The organism is Actinoplanes sp. NPDC051346 (genome assembly GCF_040682215.1).
Classification (GTDB): Bacteria; Actinomycetota; Actinomycetes; order Mycobacteriales; family Micromonosporaceae; genus Actinoplanes.
Genome location: NZ_JBFBAJ010000004.1, coordinates 500,374 through 517,760, shown reverse-complemented (window position 1 = coordinate 517,760; position 17,387 = coordinate 500,374). Strand labels below are relative to the sequence as shown.

Annotated in this window: 16 protein-coding genes; 4 read left to right on the top strand and 12 right to left on the bottom strand. The window is 72.5% G+C overall.

What is annotated here, in order from left to right:
- Nucleotides 1-115: 115 nt before the first annotated feature.
- From AB0M36_RS13710 to AB0M36_RS13670, 9 genes are all read right to left on the bottom strand, one after another.
- Nucleotides 116-796, bottom strand: a complete 681-nt coding sequence (locus tag AB0M36_RS13710) for a MerR family transcriptional regulator (protein WP_364156372.1) — start codon at nucleotides 794-796, stop codon at nucleotides 116-118.
- A 59-nt stretch (nucleotides 797-855) separates the two neighbouring features.
- Entirely contained in the window at nucleotides 856-1,308 is a 453-nt protein-coding gene (locus AB0M36_RS13705; protein WP_023362861.1) for an FHA domain-containing protein, read from the bottom strand.
- Nucleotides 1,309-1,527: 219 nt separating this feature from the next.
- On the bottom strand, nucleotides 1,528-1,908 hold the full coding sequence (gene gcvH, locus AB0M36_RS13700; RefSeq protein WP_364156369.1) for a glycine cleavage system protein GcvH: 381 nt from the start codon (nucleotides 1,906-1,908) through the stop codon (nucleotides 1,528-1,530).
- A gap of 28 nt (nucleotides 1,909-1,936) precedes the next feature.
- Entirely contained in the window at nucleotides 1,937-2,980 is a 1,044-nt protein-coding gene (locus tag AB0M36_RS13695; protein WP_364156366.1) for a DUF881 domain-containing protein, read from the bottom strand.
- Between the two features lie 7 nt (nucleotides 2,981-2,987).
- Nucleotides 2,988-3,320 (bottom strand): small basic family protein, encoded by a 333-nt coding sequence (locus AB0M36_RS13690; RefSeq protein WP_071803906.1) that lies wholly within the window; start codon nucleotides 3,318-3,320, stop codon nucleotides 2,988-2,990.
- Nucleotides 3,320-4,228: a DUF881 domain-containing protein gene (locus AB0M36_RS13685; protein WP_364156363.1), complete on the bottom strand. Its 909-nt coding sequence runs from the start codon at nucleotides 4,226-4,228 to the stop codon at nucleotides 3,320-3,322. The genes AB0M36_RS13690 and AB0M36_RS13685 overlap by 1 nt, the downstream gene beginning before the upstream one ends.
- A complete protein-coding gene (locus AB0M36_RS13680; protein ID WP_364156360.1) occupies nucleotides 4,225-4,824 on the bottom strand; it encodes a CDP-alcohol phosphatidyltransferase family protein in 600 nt (199 codons plus the stop codon). Before AB0M36_RS13680 ends, AB0M36_RS13685 begins: the two co-directional genes overlap by 4 nt.
- A 209-nt stretch (nucleotides 4,825-5,033) precedes the next feature.
- A complete protein-coding gene (locus AB0M36_RS13675; RefSeq protein WP_364156357.1) occupies nucleotides 5,034-6,989 on the bottom strand; it encodes a hypothetical protein in 1,956 nt (651 codons plus the stop codon).
- Between the two features lie 83 nt (nucleotides 6,990-7,072).
- Nucleotides 7,073-8,482 carry a sigma 54-interacting transcriptional regulator gene (locus tag AB0M36_RS13670; protein ID WP_364156354.1) on the bottom strand — a complete coding sequence of 470 codons (1,410 nt, stop codon included), beginning with the start codon at nucleotides 8,480-8,482 and terminating at the stop codon, nucleotides 7,073-7,075.
- A 97-nt stretch (nucleotides 8,483-8,579) separates the two neighbouring features.
- Between AB0M36_RS13670 and AB0M36_RS13665 the strand changes: the two genes are divergently transcribed.
- Together AB0M36_RS13665 and AB0M36_RS13660 are read left to right on the top strand one after the other, a co-directional pair.
- Entirely contained in the window at nucleotides 8,580-9,419 is an 840-nt protein-coding gene (locus tag AB0M36_RS13665; RefSeq protein ID WP_364156351.1) for a PhzF family phenazine biosynthesis isomerase, read from the top strand.
- Nucleotides 9,420-9,442: 23 nt separating this feature from the next.
- A complete protein-coding gene (locus AB0M36_RS13660; RefSeq protein WP_364156348.1) occupies nucleotides 9,443-11,074 on the top strand; it encodes an ABC-F family ATP-binding cassette domain-containing protein in 1,632 nt (543 codons plus the stop codon).
- On the opposite strand, the gene AB0M36_RS13655 is transcribed toward AB0M36_RS13660, so the two are convergent.
- Entirely contained in the window at nucleotides 11,071-12,690 is a 1,620-nt protein-coding gene (locus tag AB0M36_RS13655) for a family 10 glycosylhydrolase (RefSeq protein ID WP_364156345.1), read from the bottom strand. The two genes, AB0M36_RS13660 and AB0M36_RS13655, sit on opposite strands and share 4 nt — an antisense overlap.
- 33 nt (nucleotides 12,691-12,723) lie before the next feature.
- On the opposite strand from AB0M36_RS13655, the gene AB0M36_RS13650 reads away from it, so the two are divergent.
- Nucleotides 12,724-13,626 (top strand): FAD-dependent oxidoreductase, encoded by a 903-nt coding sequence (locus tag AB0M36_RS13650; RefSeq protein ID WP_364156342.1) that lies wholly within the window; start codon nucleotides 12,724-12,726, stop codon nucleotides 13,624-13,626.
- On the opposite strand, the gene glgA is transcribed toward AB0M36_RS13650, so the two are convergent.
- A complete protein-coding gene (glgA, locus tag AB0M36_RS13645) occupies nucleotides 13,608-14,816 on the bottom strand; it encodes a glycogen synthase (RefSeq protein ID WP_364156339.1) in 1,209 nt (402 codons plus the stop codon). The two genes, AB0M36_RS13650 and glgA, sit on opposite strands and share 19 nt — an antisense overlap.
- A gap of 60 nt (nucleotides 14,817-14,876) precedes the next feature.
- On the opposite strand from glgA, the gene glgC reads away from it, so the two are divergent.
- On the top strand, nucleotides 14,877-16,109 hold the full coding sequence (gene glgC / locus AB0M36_RS13640; protein ID WP_364156337.1) for a glucose-1-phosphate adenylyltransferase: 1,233 nt from the start codon (nucleotides 14,877-14,879) through the stop codon (nucleotides 16,107-16,109).
- A 9-nt stretch (nucleotides 16,110-16,118) separates the two neighbouring features.
- On the opposite strand, the gene AB0M36_RS13635 is transcribed toward glgC, so the two are convergent.
- A complete protein-coding gene (locus tag AB0M36_RS13635) occupies nucleotides 16,119-17,336 on the bottom strand; it encodes a DUF418 domain-containing protein (protein ID WP_364156334.1) in 1,218 nt (405 codons plus the stop codon).
- Nucleotides 17,337-17,387: the final 51 nt, after the last annotated feature.

Genomic DNA, 17,387 nt, shown 5'->3' with positions numbered 1-17,387 from the left:
CGGGTCGGACGCCGACGCCCGGCTCTGTTCGTCCCGCTGGGCCCGCATCGGCGCGGTTAAGCGCTCGGCGTAACCGAACCATTGATCAAAACAGTGACGCGGGGTATCGACGCGGTCAGCGACCGAGCGTGTCGCGCAGACCCGCCCGCACCAGCGCGGCGTGCAGCCGCTGCGACAGCGCCTGCAGTTCTCGAGCGGTCTCCGCCGCCCGCGCCTGCGCCGCCGGGTCCTGCTGACGGACCAACGGCGCCAGCAGCTGGGTGAACAACGCCATCTCGCGGTCCGCGCCGGTGCGGAACGCCCGCAGGTGCCGCACCTCGAGACCGTGGCGGATCAGCCCGGCGACCGCCTCGACGATCACCACCGAGTCCCCGTCGTACCAGCCCGGCGGGCGGGAGGTGACCAGGCCGATGCGTTCGAGCTCGGCGAGCATCGGCTCGTCGACGCCCGTCCGCTCGACCAGGTCGGCCCGGGCCACCCGGGCGTCGGCCGCGTCCGCGGCGACCTCCGCCTCCGAACCGACCGCGACCAGCGACGGCCGCTGACGGCTCAGCGGTTCGTCGCCGCGTTCCAGGGCCTCCAACTGCTCGCGGATGACCCGCAACGGCAGGTACTGATCGCGTTGGGCGGTCAGCACGAACCGCAGCCGGGCCACGTCGTTCCACGAGTACTTGCGATAGCCGGAGGCGGTGCGCTGCGGGTCGACCAGCCCCTCCGCCTCCAGGAACCGGAGCTTGGAGATCGTTGTGTCGGGGAACTCCGTGCGCAGCTGGGCCAGCACCTCCCCGATGCTCATCAGCGCGACGTCACGACCCGGGCGGGAACCCGGGTCGTGTGCGGCCGCCCCCGCCGGGTTCACGCCCCGCTGCCCTCGCCCTCCGGCCGCGGACCGGCGATGAAGACCAGGCGGAACTTGCCGATCTGGACCTCGTCACCGTTGCTCAGGGTCGCGGACTCGACGCGCTCACGGTTCACGTACGTACCGTTGAGCGAGCCGACGTCACGCACCGTGAACGTACCCCCGTCGCGGTGGAACTCGGCGTGCCGGCGCGAAACCGTCACGTCGTCGAGGAAGATGTCGCTGTCGGGGTGCCGCCCGCTCGTGGTCACGTCATGGTCCAGCAGGAACCGCGCGCCCGCGTTGGGACCCCGGCGCACCACCAGCAGGGCCATTCCGGGTGGCAGCGAGCCGGACATCCGGCTCGGCACCACGTCGGTCTCTGGTCCCTCGAGCACCTCGTCGAGCGCTCCGAGGTTCAGCGTGGACGTGACGTCGAGCGGGGGGAACTCGTCGTCTGGGCGCGTCATGGACCACCTCACGGATCTGTTTCGGTCGCCGCCCGACGACGAAGGGTAGCGAGCCGGACGTGAGGTCCGGAGCGCAGCGCCCCCGCCGCCGCTGCCCGGTGCTCCGGACGTACGACTATCGGTTTCGAAGTAATAACAGTTCTTCATGTGCCCCGCGAGCCTAGTCAGCGCCGAAATACCGGGCAACCAGACGCGCGGGCGATGCCCGACCGGTGCGGCTCAGCCGTCGGTCAGTGCCTTGTACGCCTCGGCGTCCAGCAGGCCGGAAACCGCCGCCGGATCCTCCGGGGCGATCTCCACGAGCCACCCGGCGGCGTACGGCTCGGCGTTGATCAGCTCGGGTTCGTCGGTGAGCGTCGCGTTGCGGGCGACCACGGTGCCCGCGATGGGCGCGTAGATCTCCGAAACGCTCTTCGTCGACTCGATCTCGCCGAGCTGGTCACCGGCCTGCACCGTGGTGCCCTCCTCGGGCAACTGCACGAAGACGATGTCGCCGAGCGCGTCCTGCGCGAAGTGGGTGATGCCCACCCGCACGGGCCCGGTGCCGTCGCCGGACACCCACTCGTGCTCGGCCGTGTACCGCAGATCCTCGGGAATCACGCATTCCTCCGTTGAGAAGCGCGCCCGCTCACGAGACCGGACGCGCGTACTGCAGGCTGGCTGGCTGACGCACCGCGGTCACCTCGACCGTGGCGCGCTGCTCCATGGTCACGTTACCGCCGGCCTGGCTCACCGACGCCACCACCCCACCGGGGATCTGTAAAGCCGTCTGCATAGTCGACGGCACCCCGATCACCCAGAGCGTGTACGGGCCGCTGAGCTGCTTGCCGTCGACCATGACGTTGCGGCCGTCCGCGTCGACGAAGTAGGACGACGCCACGATGCGCACCGAGACGCCGTTGTCGCCGATGAGCTCCATGACCTCCCCGCCGGCGCCGCGCAGCTCCTGCACGGCGTTGAGGATCGACGACGCCTTGATCGGCTGCCCACGGGGATCGATCGTGATCTTCAACCCGGGTCCGCGGGCCGGGAGCGTGCCGGAGAGCAGACCCAGTTCCTGCGCCCGCTTGTCGGCCTCGGCCAGGGCGGCCTGTCGCCCGGCGACGCCGGAGGTCAGCTGCCGCTGGCTGTCCTCCAGGGTGCTGATCTCCTGCTGCAGCCGCTGGTCGCGGGCCTCCAGGTCGGACAGGATCCGGACCAGATCCTCCTGCCGGGCCGAAGCCAGGCCGGAGTCGGCGTCGTTGCTGCGCAGCTGGACCACGAGGGTGAAGCCGAACAGCGCCAGCAGCACCCAGATGAGCGCGCCCGCCGAGGACAGTCGACGCCACGGCGCGGCGACCGCCCCGGTGCTCACCGGTTCGGGTGACGGCGCGGGCTCCGGATCATCGGGTACGGACGGTGCGCCCGGTTCCGCCGCCTCAGAGGCGGTCGGCGTCCCCTCGCCCGCGAACCGCGCCGTGACCACGGTCGGCCCATCGTCCCCACCGTCCACCGGGTCCACGGACGGCGCCGGAACCACCGTCGACGTGACCAGGGTCGGCCCGTCGTCCCCGGCCTCCCCTGCGTCCGCCGACGGCGTCGAGACGACGGTCGGCTCGTCGTCGCCACCCGGCGTCGAGGGCTCCGGCGGGGTGTCGCCGGGCAGATCCGGGGGATCCTTCTCGTCGTTCATCGCCCGCCTACGCCCGGAACAGGTGCCGGCGAATCGCCGCCACATTGCCGAAGATGCGGACGCCGAGGACCACCACGACGCCCGTGGAGAGCTGCCCGCCCACGCCGAGCTGGTCACCCAGGTAGACGATCAGCGCCGCCACCACCACGTTGGCGATGAACGACACGACGAACTGCTTGTCGTCGAAGATCCCGTCGAGCTTCGCCCGTACCCCGCCGAAGACCGCGTCGAGCGCGGCCACGACCGCGATGGGAAGGTACGGCTGCAACGCCGGCGGCACCGTGGGATGGAACACGATCCCGAGGACGACACCGGCGATCAGGGCGAGTACGGCGATCATCAGCCGCCTTTCGACGGAGAGCTGGACGGAGTGGACGACGGGGACGACCGCGCGGGTGACGACGGGGGCGCGGAGGGGGTCGCCTGGCGCAGGTTCGGCTCGGCGGCGGCGTCGAGGGTCACGTCGTGCACCTCGGCGACGTCGTACGACATGCCGAATTTGGCGTTGAGGGCCCGGAAGAACCGGCCGGCCGAGCCGTCGCGGAAGGACTCCACGAGCGACTCCGGCCCGATCGCGACGACCTGGTAGGGCGTGGTCACCGGCCGGAAGTCGACCAGGATCGCCTGGCCCGCCTGGCGGATCGTCGAGGTCGAGGTGAGCCGCTGGCCGTTGACCGCGACCGCCTCCGCGCCGGCCGCCCACAGCGCGTTGGTCGCGAGCTGCAGGTCGGTGTCGCGGACCCGGGCCTCGCCGCGGTGTTCCCCGGTCGCCGGGTCGACCGGCGTCGGGCCGTCCCCGACGGTGATCCGGGCGCCCGATCCACGGACCGGCGCCAGCCCGGTCTCCGCCTCGAGGTCGCGCATCCGCGCCACGGCGGCGCCGCCGAGCTCACGCTCCCGCAGGTCCGCGACCTCGGCGCGGAGCCGCTCGGCACGGGCCTGCAACTCGGCGGTCTCCTCGCGGCGGTTCTGCACCTGCTCGATGAGGGTGTCTCTGGCCTGTGCCCGGGCCGGCTCGTCGGCGACGGTCTGCCGGTAGGCCACGACCAGCAGGAAGCCGACGCCGGCCAGGGTCAGCGCGCTGATCGCGCTGAGCAGCTTCCGGCGGGCGGCCGACGGGCCCTCGCCCCGGGCGCGGCGCTCGGCCGCCTCGGCGTATCCCGGGTCGAGCGGGTTGCGGAACAGCTCGGTGAGGAAGTCCGGGGTGAAGGTCCGGGGCTGCGCGCCGCCGTCGTCGGGCGAGGTCATCCGGCGAGGGCCCGGTCGGCGCGCAGCATCGTCCGCGCCTGGGCCAGGTAGAGCGCGGCGGCCGCCCAGTAGAGGCCGAGGGCCCACCACGCGATGGCCCAGCCGAGCGGACCGGCGACGGCCGCGATCGACGGCACCGCCTTGGCGAGCAGCAGCACGGGGAACGCGCCGAGCAGCATGAACGTGCCGGTCTTGCCGACGTAGTGCACGGGCGGTGGCCCGTATCCGTGGCGGCGCAGCACCAGCAGGACGACGGCCAGGACCACCTCCCGCAGCAGCAGGGCGGCGGCCAGCCACCAGGGTACGATCTCGCGCACGGTGAAGCCGGTGAGGGTGGCCAGGATGTAGAGCCGGTCGGCGAACGGGTCGAGCAGTTCGCCGAGGCGGCTGACCGAGTTCATCCGGCGGGCGACGTACCCGTCGACCCAGTCGGTGGTGCCGCCGAGGGCGAGCACGATCACCGCGGCGACGTCGTTCTCCGGGCCGAGCAGCAGGTAGAGGAAGAGCGGCACGCCCAACAACCGCACGAAGCTGATCATGTTGGGGATCGTCCAGATGCGATTGCTGGCGGTGATGGGCGCGGCGTGCTGCGACATGGCGCCCCCTTCTCCCCCGAACCCGTCCGCGAGTCCCACACCCACGGACGTCACCGGCCCGGCCCGCTCGGCGCCGTCGGCTGACCGCCGTCCCCCCGGACAGCCGGGTCGCTCACTCGCCGAGTCACTATATCCAGCCTCGCCACGACCCTGGACCACCCCGTGCCGCGGCGCGGCCGCGTGGCCGGACGCACCTCGCCTCAGCCGTCCTAGGAAGGACGTCTGCCGCGTCGGCTGCGCACATAGTCGTCGACCACGTAGCGGCCGAGCTCGCCCACGTCCGGGCTGAACACCCTCCCGCCGCTGCGCTGGGCCACGGCGTCGACGAACCGCCGCAGGCCGGGATCCTCCCCGAGCATGAACAGGTTCAGCGTGGCGCCGTACCGGGTGAGTTGATCGACCTCCCGCACGGTGAGTCGGACGGTCTCCGGCGTGGTCGGCCAGGTGAAGAACGCCTCCCCGTCCGCCTCCAGGTGCGCGGTCGGCTCGCCGTCGGTCACCACCAGCACGACCGGCTCCGCGCCCGGATGCCGGCGCAGATGCCGCCCGGCCAGCTTCAGCGCGTGCTGCAGATTGGTGCCCTGCACCAGATCCGGCTCGATGCCGGCCAGCTCACCTTGCGACAGCGACATCGCGTGGCGGCCGAAGCCGACGATCTGCAGCGAGTCCTGGGGAAATCGCGTCTCCACCAGGTGGGACAGGGCCAGTGCCGTCTGCTTCATCGGGCCCCAGCGACCGTCGGCGAACATCGAGTACGACAGGTCGACGCAGAGCGCCACCACCGCCGAGGCGCGCCGCTCGGTCTCCGCCACCTCGAAGTCCTCCGGCTCCAGAGCCACCGGTAGGGATCCCCCGCCTTGCCCCGCCCGCCGGCGGACCGCGTTGCCGATCGTGCGCACCACGTCGAGCGGCTGCTCGTCGCCGAAGCGCCAGCGGCGCGACGAACCGATCAGGTCACCGGCCGCGCCGGCGTCGCGCAGGTCGTGCTCGCCGTGCCGTTTGCCGCCGAGGTCGTCGAACACCCGGGCCAGCGCCGTGTGCCCCAGCCGTCGCAGCGCCTTGGGCGACAGTGTCAGACCCTCGTCGTCCCGGGTGACCCAGCCCTGGCGCCGCAGCTCGCGCTCCAGCTCGCGCAGGCGCCGGACGTCGTCGGCGGCGTCCCGGCCGAGCCGGCGTTCGACCGCCTCGACGTCGACGTCGTCGAGGGTGGCGCCGGGATGGTCCTGGCCCAACTGCTCGAGCAGTTCGTCCAGCTCGCCGATCTCCCCCAGCGCGGCGGCGGCGTCGCCGTAGCCGAGGTCGTCGGTGCCACGCAGCCGCTCGCCACGGCCCCAACCGAGGTGGGGTCGCAGCGAGCGCAGACTATCGGTCAGCTCGGCGAGCTGAGCACGCAGCGCGTCGCCCAGCGCCCGGTCCATGAGCCGCGACAACTCCTCGCGCTGCTGCGGGCTGAGCGAGCGCAGCAGCCGCTGCGCCGCGGCGGCCCGCCGGGCCAGCGAGTCGATCAGCTCCTCGACGTTTCCGGGCCGCTCCGGGAAGAGATCGCCGTGCTTGTCCATGAACCGCTGGAACGCGTCGTCGGTGTCCTCGCCGCGGGCGTGCCGGCCGAGCAGGTCGTTGAGGTCGGCGATCATCCGCGCCAACCGGGCGTCGGCGGCCGGGTCCTGACCCCGCAGGGCGTCCCGCAACCCGGCGAACCGCTGCTCGACGACCTCGCTCCGCAGGCCGTCGAGGATCCGCTGGTAGAGATCGCGGGCCTCGGCGCTGGCCCAGTCGTATCCGGACAGCTCCTCGATGGCCCGCGACGTGGAGCGGGGCAGGTTGTCCAGGACCGTCTCGCGGAAAGGGTCCTCGCGGCCGCGCAGTTCGTCGCGCTCGGCGGCGAGCGCCTGGTCGAGCAGCTGCCGGGCACGGGTGACCGCGCCGTCGAGGTTGCCGCGGCGCAGCGCGTCGCGGCGCATCCGCTGGGCGCGGGCCCGCAGGTCGTCCAGGCCACGGCCGTCCCGCGGGCCACGGCGGATCAGGTCGCGCAGCGCGTTCCGCAGGCTCTCGCCGCCGAGGACGCGCTCGCCCACCTCGTCGACCGCGGCCCGCACGTCGTACGGCGGGGCGAGCGGATCCGGCCCGTCATGCCACACCCCGTATCGGAAGCGGTTTCCGCTCATGCCGGCACTCCGCTTCGCTCCGTGCCGCCATGAGGCACGAAGGCGCTGAGCTCAATGATGCCCTCACTGCGTTCGGGCATGAGTCAGCTCCCGTAGCGGGTGCGGCCGTCGTTGGTCAGCTCCTTGGCCAGCCGGCGGGTGAGGTGCAGTCCCTCGAGGACGAACTCCACACCGGACGCGGCCTGTCCCGGGCTGGGCGCGTCGCCCAGGCCGAGGCGGTCGAGGACCTTGGCCAGGCCCGGCACGGTGCCGATCTGCGCGAGCAGCTCCTCGGCCGAGACCAGGTCGCCGCTCTCGATGACCGCGCCCTCGGCGACGAGAGCGGTGAAGCCGGAGAGGTCGAGACCGGACAGCCGGGCCCGGAACGTCTCCGCGGTGGCCAGGCGCAGCAGGTGGGCGAGGATCTCGGTCTCGCGGCCCTCCTCGCCGCTGTCGAACTCGACCTTGCCGCGCAGGGTGCTGGTGACCGACACGGTGTCGCCGATGCGGGCGACGGCCTCAGTCTCCCCGCGCAGGCCGCAGCGCCGCAGCGCCGACGCCGCCACGGTCTCGGCGGCCGCGATCGCGAACCGCGCCGAGACGCCGGAGCGGGAGTCCACCGCCGGCGACTCGCGCACCTGGCGGGTGTAGCGGGCCAGGACGTCGATCAGGTGGTCGGGCACGGTGGCGACCAGCGCCGCCTCCTGCCGGATCAGCGCGGTCTCGAGCTCGAGGTCCACCGGGTAGTGGGTGCGGATCTCGGCGCCGAAGCGGTCCTTGAGCGGGGTGATGATGCGGCCCCGGTTGGTGTAGTCCTCGGGGTTGGCCGAGGCGACCAGCAGCAGGTCGAGCGGCAGCCGCAGCTGGTAGCCGCGCACCTGGATGTCGCGCTCCTCGAGGACGTTGAGCAGCGACACCTGGATGCGCTCGGCGAGGTCGGGGAGCTCGTTGACGGCGAAGATGCCCCGGTTGGTGCGGGGTACGAGGCCGAAGTGGATGGTCTCCGGGTCGCCCAAGGCGCGCCCCTGCGCCACCTTGATCGGGTCGACGTCGCCGATGAGGTCGCCGACGCTCGTGTCGGGCGTGGCGAGCTTCTCGCCGTAGCGCTCCGAGCGGTGCAGCCAGGTGATCGGCAGCAGGTCGCCGGTCTCGTCGGCCAGGCGGCGCGACGCCGGGGTGAGCGGCTGGTAGGGGTGCTCGCGCAGCTCCGAGCCGGCGATGGCCGGCGTCCACTCGTCGAGCAGGCCGGCCAGCGCCCGCAGGAGCCGGGTCTTGCCCTGCCCGCGCTCGCCGAGCAGGACCAGGTCGTGGCCGGCGAGCAGCGCCCGCTCGACCTCGGGCAGCACGGTCTCGTCGAAGCCGACGATGCCGGGGAACCGCGGCTCGCCGCGGCGCAGCCGGTCGAGGAGGTTGTCGCGCAGCTCCTGCTTCACGGTGCGGAACTCGTGCCCGGAGGCGCGCAGATCACCGAGCGTGCGGGGAAGATCCGTGGGCGGGAGGGGAGCCTTCGTCACCTCGGAGACGCTACCCCCGGCCCGCGACGTTCGCCCAAGACCAGAGCCCGGCGATTGGCCCTGGTTCCCCGCGTCGGCGCGAGGCAGGCTCGACCCCATGACAGACCTCGACATCCTTCGGTACGCCGCCTTCAGCGCCGACCCCTCCGGCGGCAACCCGGCCGGCGTGGTGCTGGACGCGGCCGCCCTGTCCGACGCCGACATGCTGTCCGTCGCCGCGGAGGTGGGTTACTCCGAGACCGCCTTCGTCACCGAGCGGCGCGGGGACGGGGTGCTGCGCGTCCGCTACTTCAGCCCGCTCGCCGAGGTGCCGTTCTGTGGGCACGCCACCGTCGCCACGGCGGTGGCGCTCGCCGACCGGCACGGGCCGGGCACGTACGTCTTCGTCACCAACGCCGGCGAGGTGCCGGTCACCGTCGACGAGCACCGGCGCGCCACCCTGACCAGCGTGGGCGCCCGGGTGGCCGAGCTCGCCGAGGACGACCTGACGGCGCTGCTCACCGCGCTGCGCTGGGCCCGATCCGACCTCGACACCGCCCTGCCGCCGCGGGTGGCGTACGCCGGGGCGTACCACCCGATCCTCGCCGTGACCACCCGGCAGCGCCTTGCGGACCTGGACTACGACGTGCCGGCGCTCAAGGCGCTCATGGAGCTCCGCGGCTGGACCACCGTCCAGCTGGTCTGGCGCGAGGACGAACACCACTTCGACGTGCGCGACCCGTTCCCGGTCGGCGGCGTCTACGAGGACCCGGCGACAGGTGCCGCGGCGGCGGCCCTGGGCGGCTACCTGCGCGACCTGTGGCTGGTCGAGGGCGACGCGGTGATCGAGTTGTCCCAGGGAGCGGACCTGGGTCGCCCCGGACACCTCACGGTCACGCTGCTACCCGGCGAGGCCGGGGTGCGGGTCAGCGGCACGGCGGTGCCGATCGCAGGATGAGGCGGCGATAGAGTCGGGCCCCGATGAGCGAAATGATCGCCCGGAACCTCGCCGCGGGGCACGGCGACCGCGCCCTGTTCTCGGACCTCGACCTGGTCGTCGCCCCCGGCGACACCATCGGACTGGTCGGGGCCAACGGTGCCGGCAAGACGACGCTGCTGCGCACCCTCGCGGGCCTGCTGCCGGTGGAGTCCGGCTCGGTGTCGCTCAGCCCGCCCACCGCCACCGTCGGCTACCTGCCGCAGGAACGCGAGGCCCGGGCGGGCGAGACGGTCCGCGACCTGCTGGCCCGCCGCACGGGCGTGGGGCCCGCGCAGGTCGCGATGGACACGGCCGCGGAGGCGCTCGCCGAGGGGAAGCCCGGGGCCGAAGAGGCGTACACCGCGGCGCTGGAGCGCTGGCTGGACCTCGGCGGCGCGGACCTCGACGAGCGGGCCGAGCAGGTCACCGCGGATCTGGGCCTGGCCGTGTCGCTGGACCATCCCACGACGGCGCTGTCCGGCGGGCAGGCCGCGCGGGCCTCCATGGCGTCGCTGCTGCTGAGCCGCTACGACATCTTCCTGCTCGACGAGCCCACCAACGACCTCGACCTGGACGGGCTGCGCCGGCTGGAGGAGTTCGTCACCGGGCTGCGCGCCGGCACGGTGCTGGTCAGCCACGACCGCGAGTTCCTGTCGCGGACGGTCACCGAGGTCCTCGAGCTCGACCTCGCCCAGCAGCGGGTCACCCTCTACGGCGGCGGCTACGAGGCCTACCTGGAGGAACGCGCGACCCTGCGCCGGCACGCCCGCGAGAACTACGACGAGTACGCCGGCAGGGTGTCGGCGCTCGAGGACCGGGCCCGGATGCAGCGCAACTGGATGGAGCACGGCGTCCGCAACGCCCGCCGCAAGACCAAGGACAACGACAAGATCGGCCGTAACCTGCGCTCCGAGTCCACCGAGAAGCAGGCGGCGAAGGCCCGCCAGACGCAACGGATGATCGAGCGGCTGGAGGTCGTGGAGGAACCCCGCAAGGAATGGGACCTCCGGATGGAGATCGCCGTCGCGTCCCGCGCCGGCGCCGTCGTGGCCACCCTGCGCGACGCTCTGGTACGCCGGGGAGCGTTCACCCTCGGCCCGGTCACGCTGCAGATCGACTGGGCGGACCGGGTGGCGATCACCGGCGCGAACGGCTCCGGCAAGTCGACGCTGCTCGCGGCCCTGCTCGGCCGGCTCGCGCTGGACGAGGGCAGCGCCCACCTCGGACCGCAGGTGGTGGTGGGCGAGGTCGACCAGGCCCGAGGGCTGTTCCTCGGCGACCAGGCGCTGCTGACCGCGTTCGGCGCGGCCGTGCCGGACCTCCCCGACGCCGAGGTGCGGACGCTGCTCGCGAAGTTCGGGCTCAAGGCGGCGCACGTCCTGCGGCCCGCGGGCACCCTGTCGCCGGGCGAGCGGACCCGGGCGGCGCTGGCGCTGCTGCAGGCGCGCGGCGTCAACCTGCTGGTGCTGGACGAGCCGACCAACCACCTCGACCTGCCGGCCATCGAGCAGCTCGAGTCGGCCCTGGCCGACTATCCGGGGACGCTGCTGCTGGTCACCCACGACCGGCGGATGCTGGAGGCGGTCCGCACCAACCGCCACTTCGCGGTGTCCGACGGCGTGGTGACGGGCTAGCCGGCCGACGCGGCCGTGACGGGGTTGCTGAGCGCGCTCTCGTTGCCGGAGCGGTCCAGGGCGCTCAGGCAGTAGGTGGCGCCGCCGGCGGGCGGCGCCGGGTCCACGACCTTGCCGGAGCCCACGCGGCCGGTGGCGACCAGGTTCGCCGCCGGGCCGTCGACCCGGTAGAGCGCCCAGGACACCGGCTCGCCGCCACCGCCGGCCTGCCATTCGACGGACACCCCGCCGTCCGCGTGCCGGGCGCCGGTCGTCCTCGGCGCGATCGGGGGCCGCGCCGGAAGCCGGTTCATGGTCGGCAGCAGCGCCGGCGCCGCGTAGTGGCGGGTGCGGTAGCGGGTGACCGCGCCCAGCCGGTCGGCGCGGATCTGCTTGGCGCTGAAGTGGACGCTGCCCTGCACGCCGTAGGTGTCGTTGAGGGACAGCTGGCGCTCCAACTGGTCGGGTTCGCGCCACGGGCCCTTCTCGCCGACCCGGTAGTCACCCTGGCCGATGTAGAGCTGCACGCCGGTGCCGGCGACGAGCTTCGACCACCACGGGAGAACCTTGGCGTAGTCGGCCTTGTCGAAGCCGATCGCCCAGTAGAGCTGCGGCACCACGTAGTCGAGCCAGCCCTCGCGCACCCAGGTCCGGGTGTCGGCGTAGATGCTGTCGTAGCTTTCCAGGCCCCGGCTGTCGGAGCCGGCCGGGTCGGTGGCCTTGTTGCGCCAGATGCCGAACGGGCTGATCCCGAACTTGACCCACGGCTTGAGCTGCTTGATCCGCTCGCTCATCTCCCGGACCAGCGTGTTGACGTTGTCCCGCCGCCACTGGTCACGGTTCAGCGACTTGTCCGGGCGCCGGCCGAAGCTCGCGTCGTCGTCGAAGGTGTTCCCGCCACCCTCCGGGTACGGGTAGAAGAAGTCGTCGAAGTGCACGCCGTCCACGTCGTACTCGCGAACGGCCTCGAGCATCGCCTCCTCGACGAACCTGCGGGCGTCGGGGTTACCCGGGTCGAAGTACAGCCGGGCCCGCTCGCCGTCGGGGTAGGCGATGGCCCAGTCGCGGTGCTTGAGCAGCGGATGGTTCGGCGCCAGCTTCGCGAAGTCGGCGCCGGGCCCGCTCGGCCCGGGCTGGGTTCCCCGGTACGGGTTGAACCACGCGTGGAACTCCAGGTTGCGCGCGTGCGCCTCGGCGACCATGAACGCCATCGGGTCCCATCCGGGCGACCTGCCGTCCCGCTTGCCGGTGAGCCACTCCGACCAGGGCGCGTGGTCCGACGGCCAGAACGCGTCGCCGGACGGCCGGACGTGCACGAAGATCGCGTTGTGGCGCTGGGCGACGGCCAGGTCCAGCCAGCGCAGGTACTCGGCGCGGACCCGCGCCTCGGGCAGGCCCGGCCGGCTGGGCCAGTCGATGTTCATGACAGTGGTCAGCCACATGCCGCGCAGCTCGCGGGCGGCCCGGGCCGGCACCGCGCCGCAGCGCCCGGGGCTGCTGACCGCCGCCGGGCCGGCGATCGGGGCGGGTGGCGGCTCGTCGTGGGAGGCGGCCCGCACGAGGGCGAAGCCGAGCGCGACGACGGCGAGCAGCACGACTGCGGCGATCAGGATGAGCCTGACGGGGGGACGGGGCACCCACCCAGTGTGCCCGCTCCCTAGAGTCGTCCCATGGACGTGGTCGTGGTCGGGGCGGGTATCGCCGGTCTGGCGTGTGCGCGGGAGCTCACCGCGGCCGGCGTGCGGGTCCGCGTTCTCGAGCGCGACCGGGTGGTCGGCGGACGGCTCGCGAGCGAGCGCCACGCCGGCCGGTACGCCGACATCGGCGCCGCCTACTTCGTCGCGGACGACCCGGACTTCGCGGTGCTCGCCGAGCGGTGGCGGGCCGCGGGGCTGGCCCGGCCCTGGACGGACACGTTCGCCGTCTTTCCCGGCTCGCCCGCCCGGGGGCCGATGCGGTGGGCGGCGCCGGGCGGCCTGCGCTCGCTCGCGGTGGACCTCGCCCGGGGGCTCGACGTGACGCTGGACCACGAGGTGCGGGCCGTCCCGGACGACGCGGACGCGGTGGTGCTGGCCATGCCCGGCCCCCAGGCGTTGCGCCTGGCGCCGCCCGCCGGGGTCGCGGCGGCCACCCGGCGGCAGGAGTGGCAGCCGGTGCTCACCGCCGTTCTGGCGTACCCGGAGAGGGTCTGGGGTGATTTCCACGGCGCGTTCGTGAACGACCACCCGGTGCTGGCGACGGTGTGCGACGACGGCGACCGGCGCGGCGACCGCGCGCCGGTCCTGGTCGCGCACTCGACCCCGGAGCTGGCGCGCGAGCACCTCGCCGACCCGTCCGCCGCCGGGCCGCCGCTGGCCCGCGCGGTCGGCGAGATACTCGGGATCGCGGCCGAACCGGAGATCCAGGTGCGTCGTTGGACCTCCGCGCAGCCCGTGTCGCGGGAGTCCGCCGCCTACGCGGTCGACGGCCGGGTGTGGCTGGCCGGGGACGCGTTCGGCAGGCCGCGCGTCCAGACCGCCTGGCTGTCCGGACGCGCGGTCGCCGCCGCCCTCATTCAGAGGACCGAGCGGTAGACCTCGAGCGTGTCCTGGGCGATGGTGCCCCAGGAGAACTTCTCCACGGCGCGGCGGCGTCCGGCCAGGCCCAGCTCCCGGGCCCGGGCCGGGTCCTCGACGAGCCGCTGGATCGCTGAGGCCAGGTCCGCCACGAACTTGTCCTCCTCGACCGGGGTGCCGGTGCCGTCGGCGACCTGGTCGATCGGCACGAGCAGGCCGGTCTCACCGTCCGCGACCACCTCGGGGATGCCGCCGGTCGCGGTCGCGACCACGGCGGTCTCGCAGGCCATCGCCTCCAGGTTCACGATGCCCATGGGCTCGTAGACCGACGGGCAGACGAAGACGGTCGCGTGCGTCAGCACCTGCACGACCTCGTGCTTGGGCAGCATCTCCTGCACCCAGACCACCCCGCGCGCGTCGCGGGCGTTACGCAGCTGGATCGCGAGCCCCTCCACCTCGGCGGCGATCTCCTTGGTGTCCGGTGCGCCGGCGAGCAGCACGATCTGCGTTTCCGGGGGCAGGTCGTGGCAGGCCCGCATCAGGTAGGGCAGGCCCTTCTGCCGGGTGATGCGCCCGACGAAGACGACGCTCGGGCGGTTCAGGTCGATGCCGAGCCGCTCGATCACGTCGGTGCCGTGGTTCGGGGCGTACTGCTCGGTGTCGATGCCGTTGTAGACCACCCTGATCTTCTCCGGGTCGACGCTCGGGTACGCCGTCAGCACGTCGCGCTTCATCCCGCCGGAGACCGCGATGATCGCGTCCGCCGACTCGATCGCGGTGCGCTCGATGAACGACGAGAGCGCGTAGCCGCCGCCGAGCTGCTCGGCCTTCCACGGGCGCAGCGGCTCCAGGCTGTGCGTGGTGACGACGTGCGGGACCCCGTACAGCAGCTTGGCGGTGTGCCCGGCCAGGTTGGCGTACCAGGTGTGACTGTGCACGATGTCCGTGCCCTCGGCGCCCGCCGCCATCTCCAGGTCGACGCCCATCGTGCGTAGGGCCGCGTTCGCCCCGGCGAGGCCGACGGGATCCGGGTACGCGGTCACTCCCGGCTCGTCGCGCGCGCCGCCGAAGCAGTGCACCCGGACGTCGGTGAGGGGGCGCAGATCCCGCGCGAGGTACTCGACGTGCACGCCCGCGCCGCCGTACACCTCCGGCGGGTACTCCCGGGTGAACAGGTCGACGCGGAGTTCCGTACGCGAGTCAGTCACGTCAGGCAGAATAAGCCTTTCGACTGGCGTGAGTGCGGTAGGAAAGTTAGCGTCACGGTCATGGCTGTCAAGGTGCTCGCGATCGTTCTGGCCGGGGGCGAGGGCAAGCGCCTGATGCCCCTCACCGCGGACCGGGCCAAGCCCGGCGTCCCGTTCGGCGGCATCTACCGCATGATCGATTTCGTCCTCTCGAACCTGGCCAACGGCGGCTTCCTGAAGATCGTCGTGCTCACCCAGTACAAGTCGCACTCCCTGGACCGGCACATCACCAAGACGTGGCGGATGTCGACGCTGCTGGGCAATTACGTGACGCCGGTGCCGGCGCAGCAGCGGCTCGGCCCGCGCTGGTTCGCCGGGTCGGCGGACGCGATCTACCAGAGCCTGAACCTGATCAACGACGAGAACCCCGACTACGTCATCGTGTTCGGTGCCGACCACATCTACCGCATGGATCCGAAGCAGATGGTCAACGACCACATCGCCTCGGGCGCCGCCGTGACCGTGGCCGGCATCCGGCAGCCGAAGGCGATGTCCGACCAGTTCGGTGTCATCGACGTGGCGGAGGACGGCAGGCGCATCCGCGCGTTCCGGGAGAAGCCCACCGAGGTCGACGGCCTGCCCGGCTCGCCGGACGAGATCTACGCCTCGATGGGCAACTACGTCTTCACCACCCGCGCCCTGTGCGAGGCGGTCACCGCCGACGCGGCGAACCCCGACAGCAAGCACGACATGGGCGGCAACATCATCCCGATGCTGGTCGAGAAGGGCGAGGCCAACGTCTACGACTTCCGCGACAACGAGGTCCCGGGCAGCACCGACCGCGACCGCGGCTACTGGCGCGACGTGGGCACGCTGGACTCGTTCTACGAGGCCCACATGGACCTCATCGCGACCCTGCCGGTCTTCAACCTCTACAACATGGACTGGCCCATCTACACCAACTACGGCTCCTGGCCGCCGGCGAAGTTCGTCCACGGCTACGACGACCGCCAGGGCCGCGCCGTCGAGTCGATGATCTCCCCCGGCGTCGTCGTGTCCGGCTCCCTGGTGGAACGCTCGGTGATCTCCCCCAACGTGCGCGTCAACTCGTGGGCGCACGTGGAGGGCTCGGTGATCATGGAGGGCGTGTCGGTGGGTCGGCGCGCGGTCGTCCGCAACGCGATCATCGACAAGAACGTCACCATTCCCGAGGGTGCGCGGATCGGCGTCGACCTCGACAAGGACCGCAAGCTCTACACCGTCAGCGACAGCGGCATCGTCGTCGTCGGCAAGGGCCAGCGCGTGGAGCCGTAGGCCCGCTGGTCAGGCGCCACTGGAGACTCCCGGGCGAGTTCGCCAGCGCGGCCACTCGGCGTTGGTCGCCGCCCGGAGCAACCATTCGAGCGGACCGTACGGGTGCCGGCTCATCCACCACCGGCAGGCGGCCAGTTGGACGGCGAACAGGACGAGTGCCAGCGCCAGCACCGCCAGCGGTGACAGACGGCCGACCATGGCAGCGCCGTAGCCGGTGAAGATCAGCGCGCAGACGAGTGACTGGGTGAGGTAGGCGGTCAGGGTCATCCGGCCGGCCGGCGACAGCGCCTCGGCCGTCCGGCGGCCCTGGGCGCTGGAGGCCCACCTCAGCACGATGGCGGCGTACGCGGCCGCGAGAAATGGTGCGGTGAGCATGTCCACGCCGAGCGCGAACAACTGGTAGGCGGTGCCCGGGTGCTCCAGGCTGGCGTGGGCGTAGACGATCCCGCCGATCAGACCCACCGGCACGCCGATCCGGATGATCCGGCGCAGCGCCGGTCCGCTGTGGGTCAGGTCGGCCAGCAGGGTGCGCTTGCCGGCGGCCAGGCCGAGCAGGAAGGCGGCCAGAGCTGCCGGGGCCTGGAAGAAGACCAGCAGCGCCACCACATCCGGTAGCTCACCCAGATAGGTGGCGATCACCGAACCGGGGCCGCCGCGCAACCCCTCGGTCGCCCGCTGGGCCTGGGCGCCGACCGCGACGGGGTCGAGCCCACCGCCGCCGGCCGCCGACTGGACGGCGGCCACGATCATGTACGCGCCCGCGGTGACGGTCAGCAACGCGATCGCCGTGCGCAGCGCCCGGGCCGGCCGGACGCGGCGCGCGGCGAGCAGCAGCAGGCCCAGGCAGGCGTACGTGGTGAGGATGTCGCCCGGGAAGAGCACGACGGCGTGGAACGCGCCGATCGCGAACAGCACCGCGAGGCGGCGCAGGAAGCGGGGCACGAAGCGGCTGCCACTGCGCGCCGCCGAGGCCAGCTGCAGGGTGAAGCTGTAGCCGAAAAGGAACGAGAACAGCAGATAGAACTTGGTCTCGAACAGCACCGCCACCAGGTAGCGCACGCCGCGGTCGAGTGGGCCGGAGAACCCGGGATCCTCCAGGCCGGTGCCGTGGTAGGCCGACGCGAAGTAGGTGATGTTGACCATCAGGATGCCGAAGAGGGCGAAGCCCCGCAGCGCGTCGACGACCGGAATGCGTCTCCGCTGTGCCGCCTCTGTCACGAGTGTCATGCCGCCTCAATCTATTGAATCTCGAACGATCGTTTCGCCGATGAACGTACA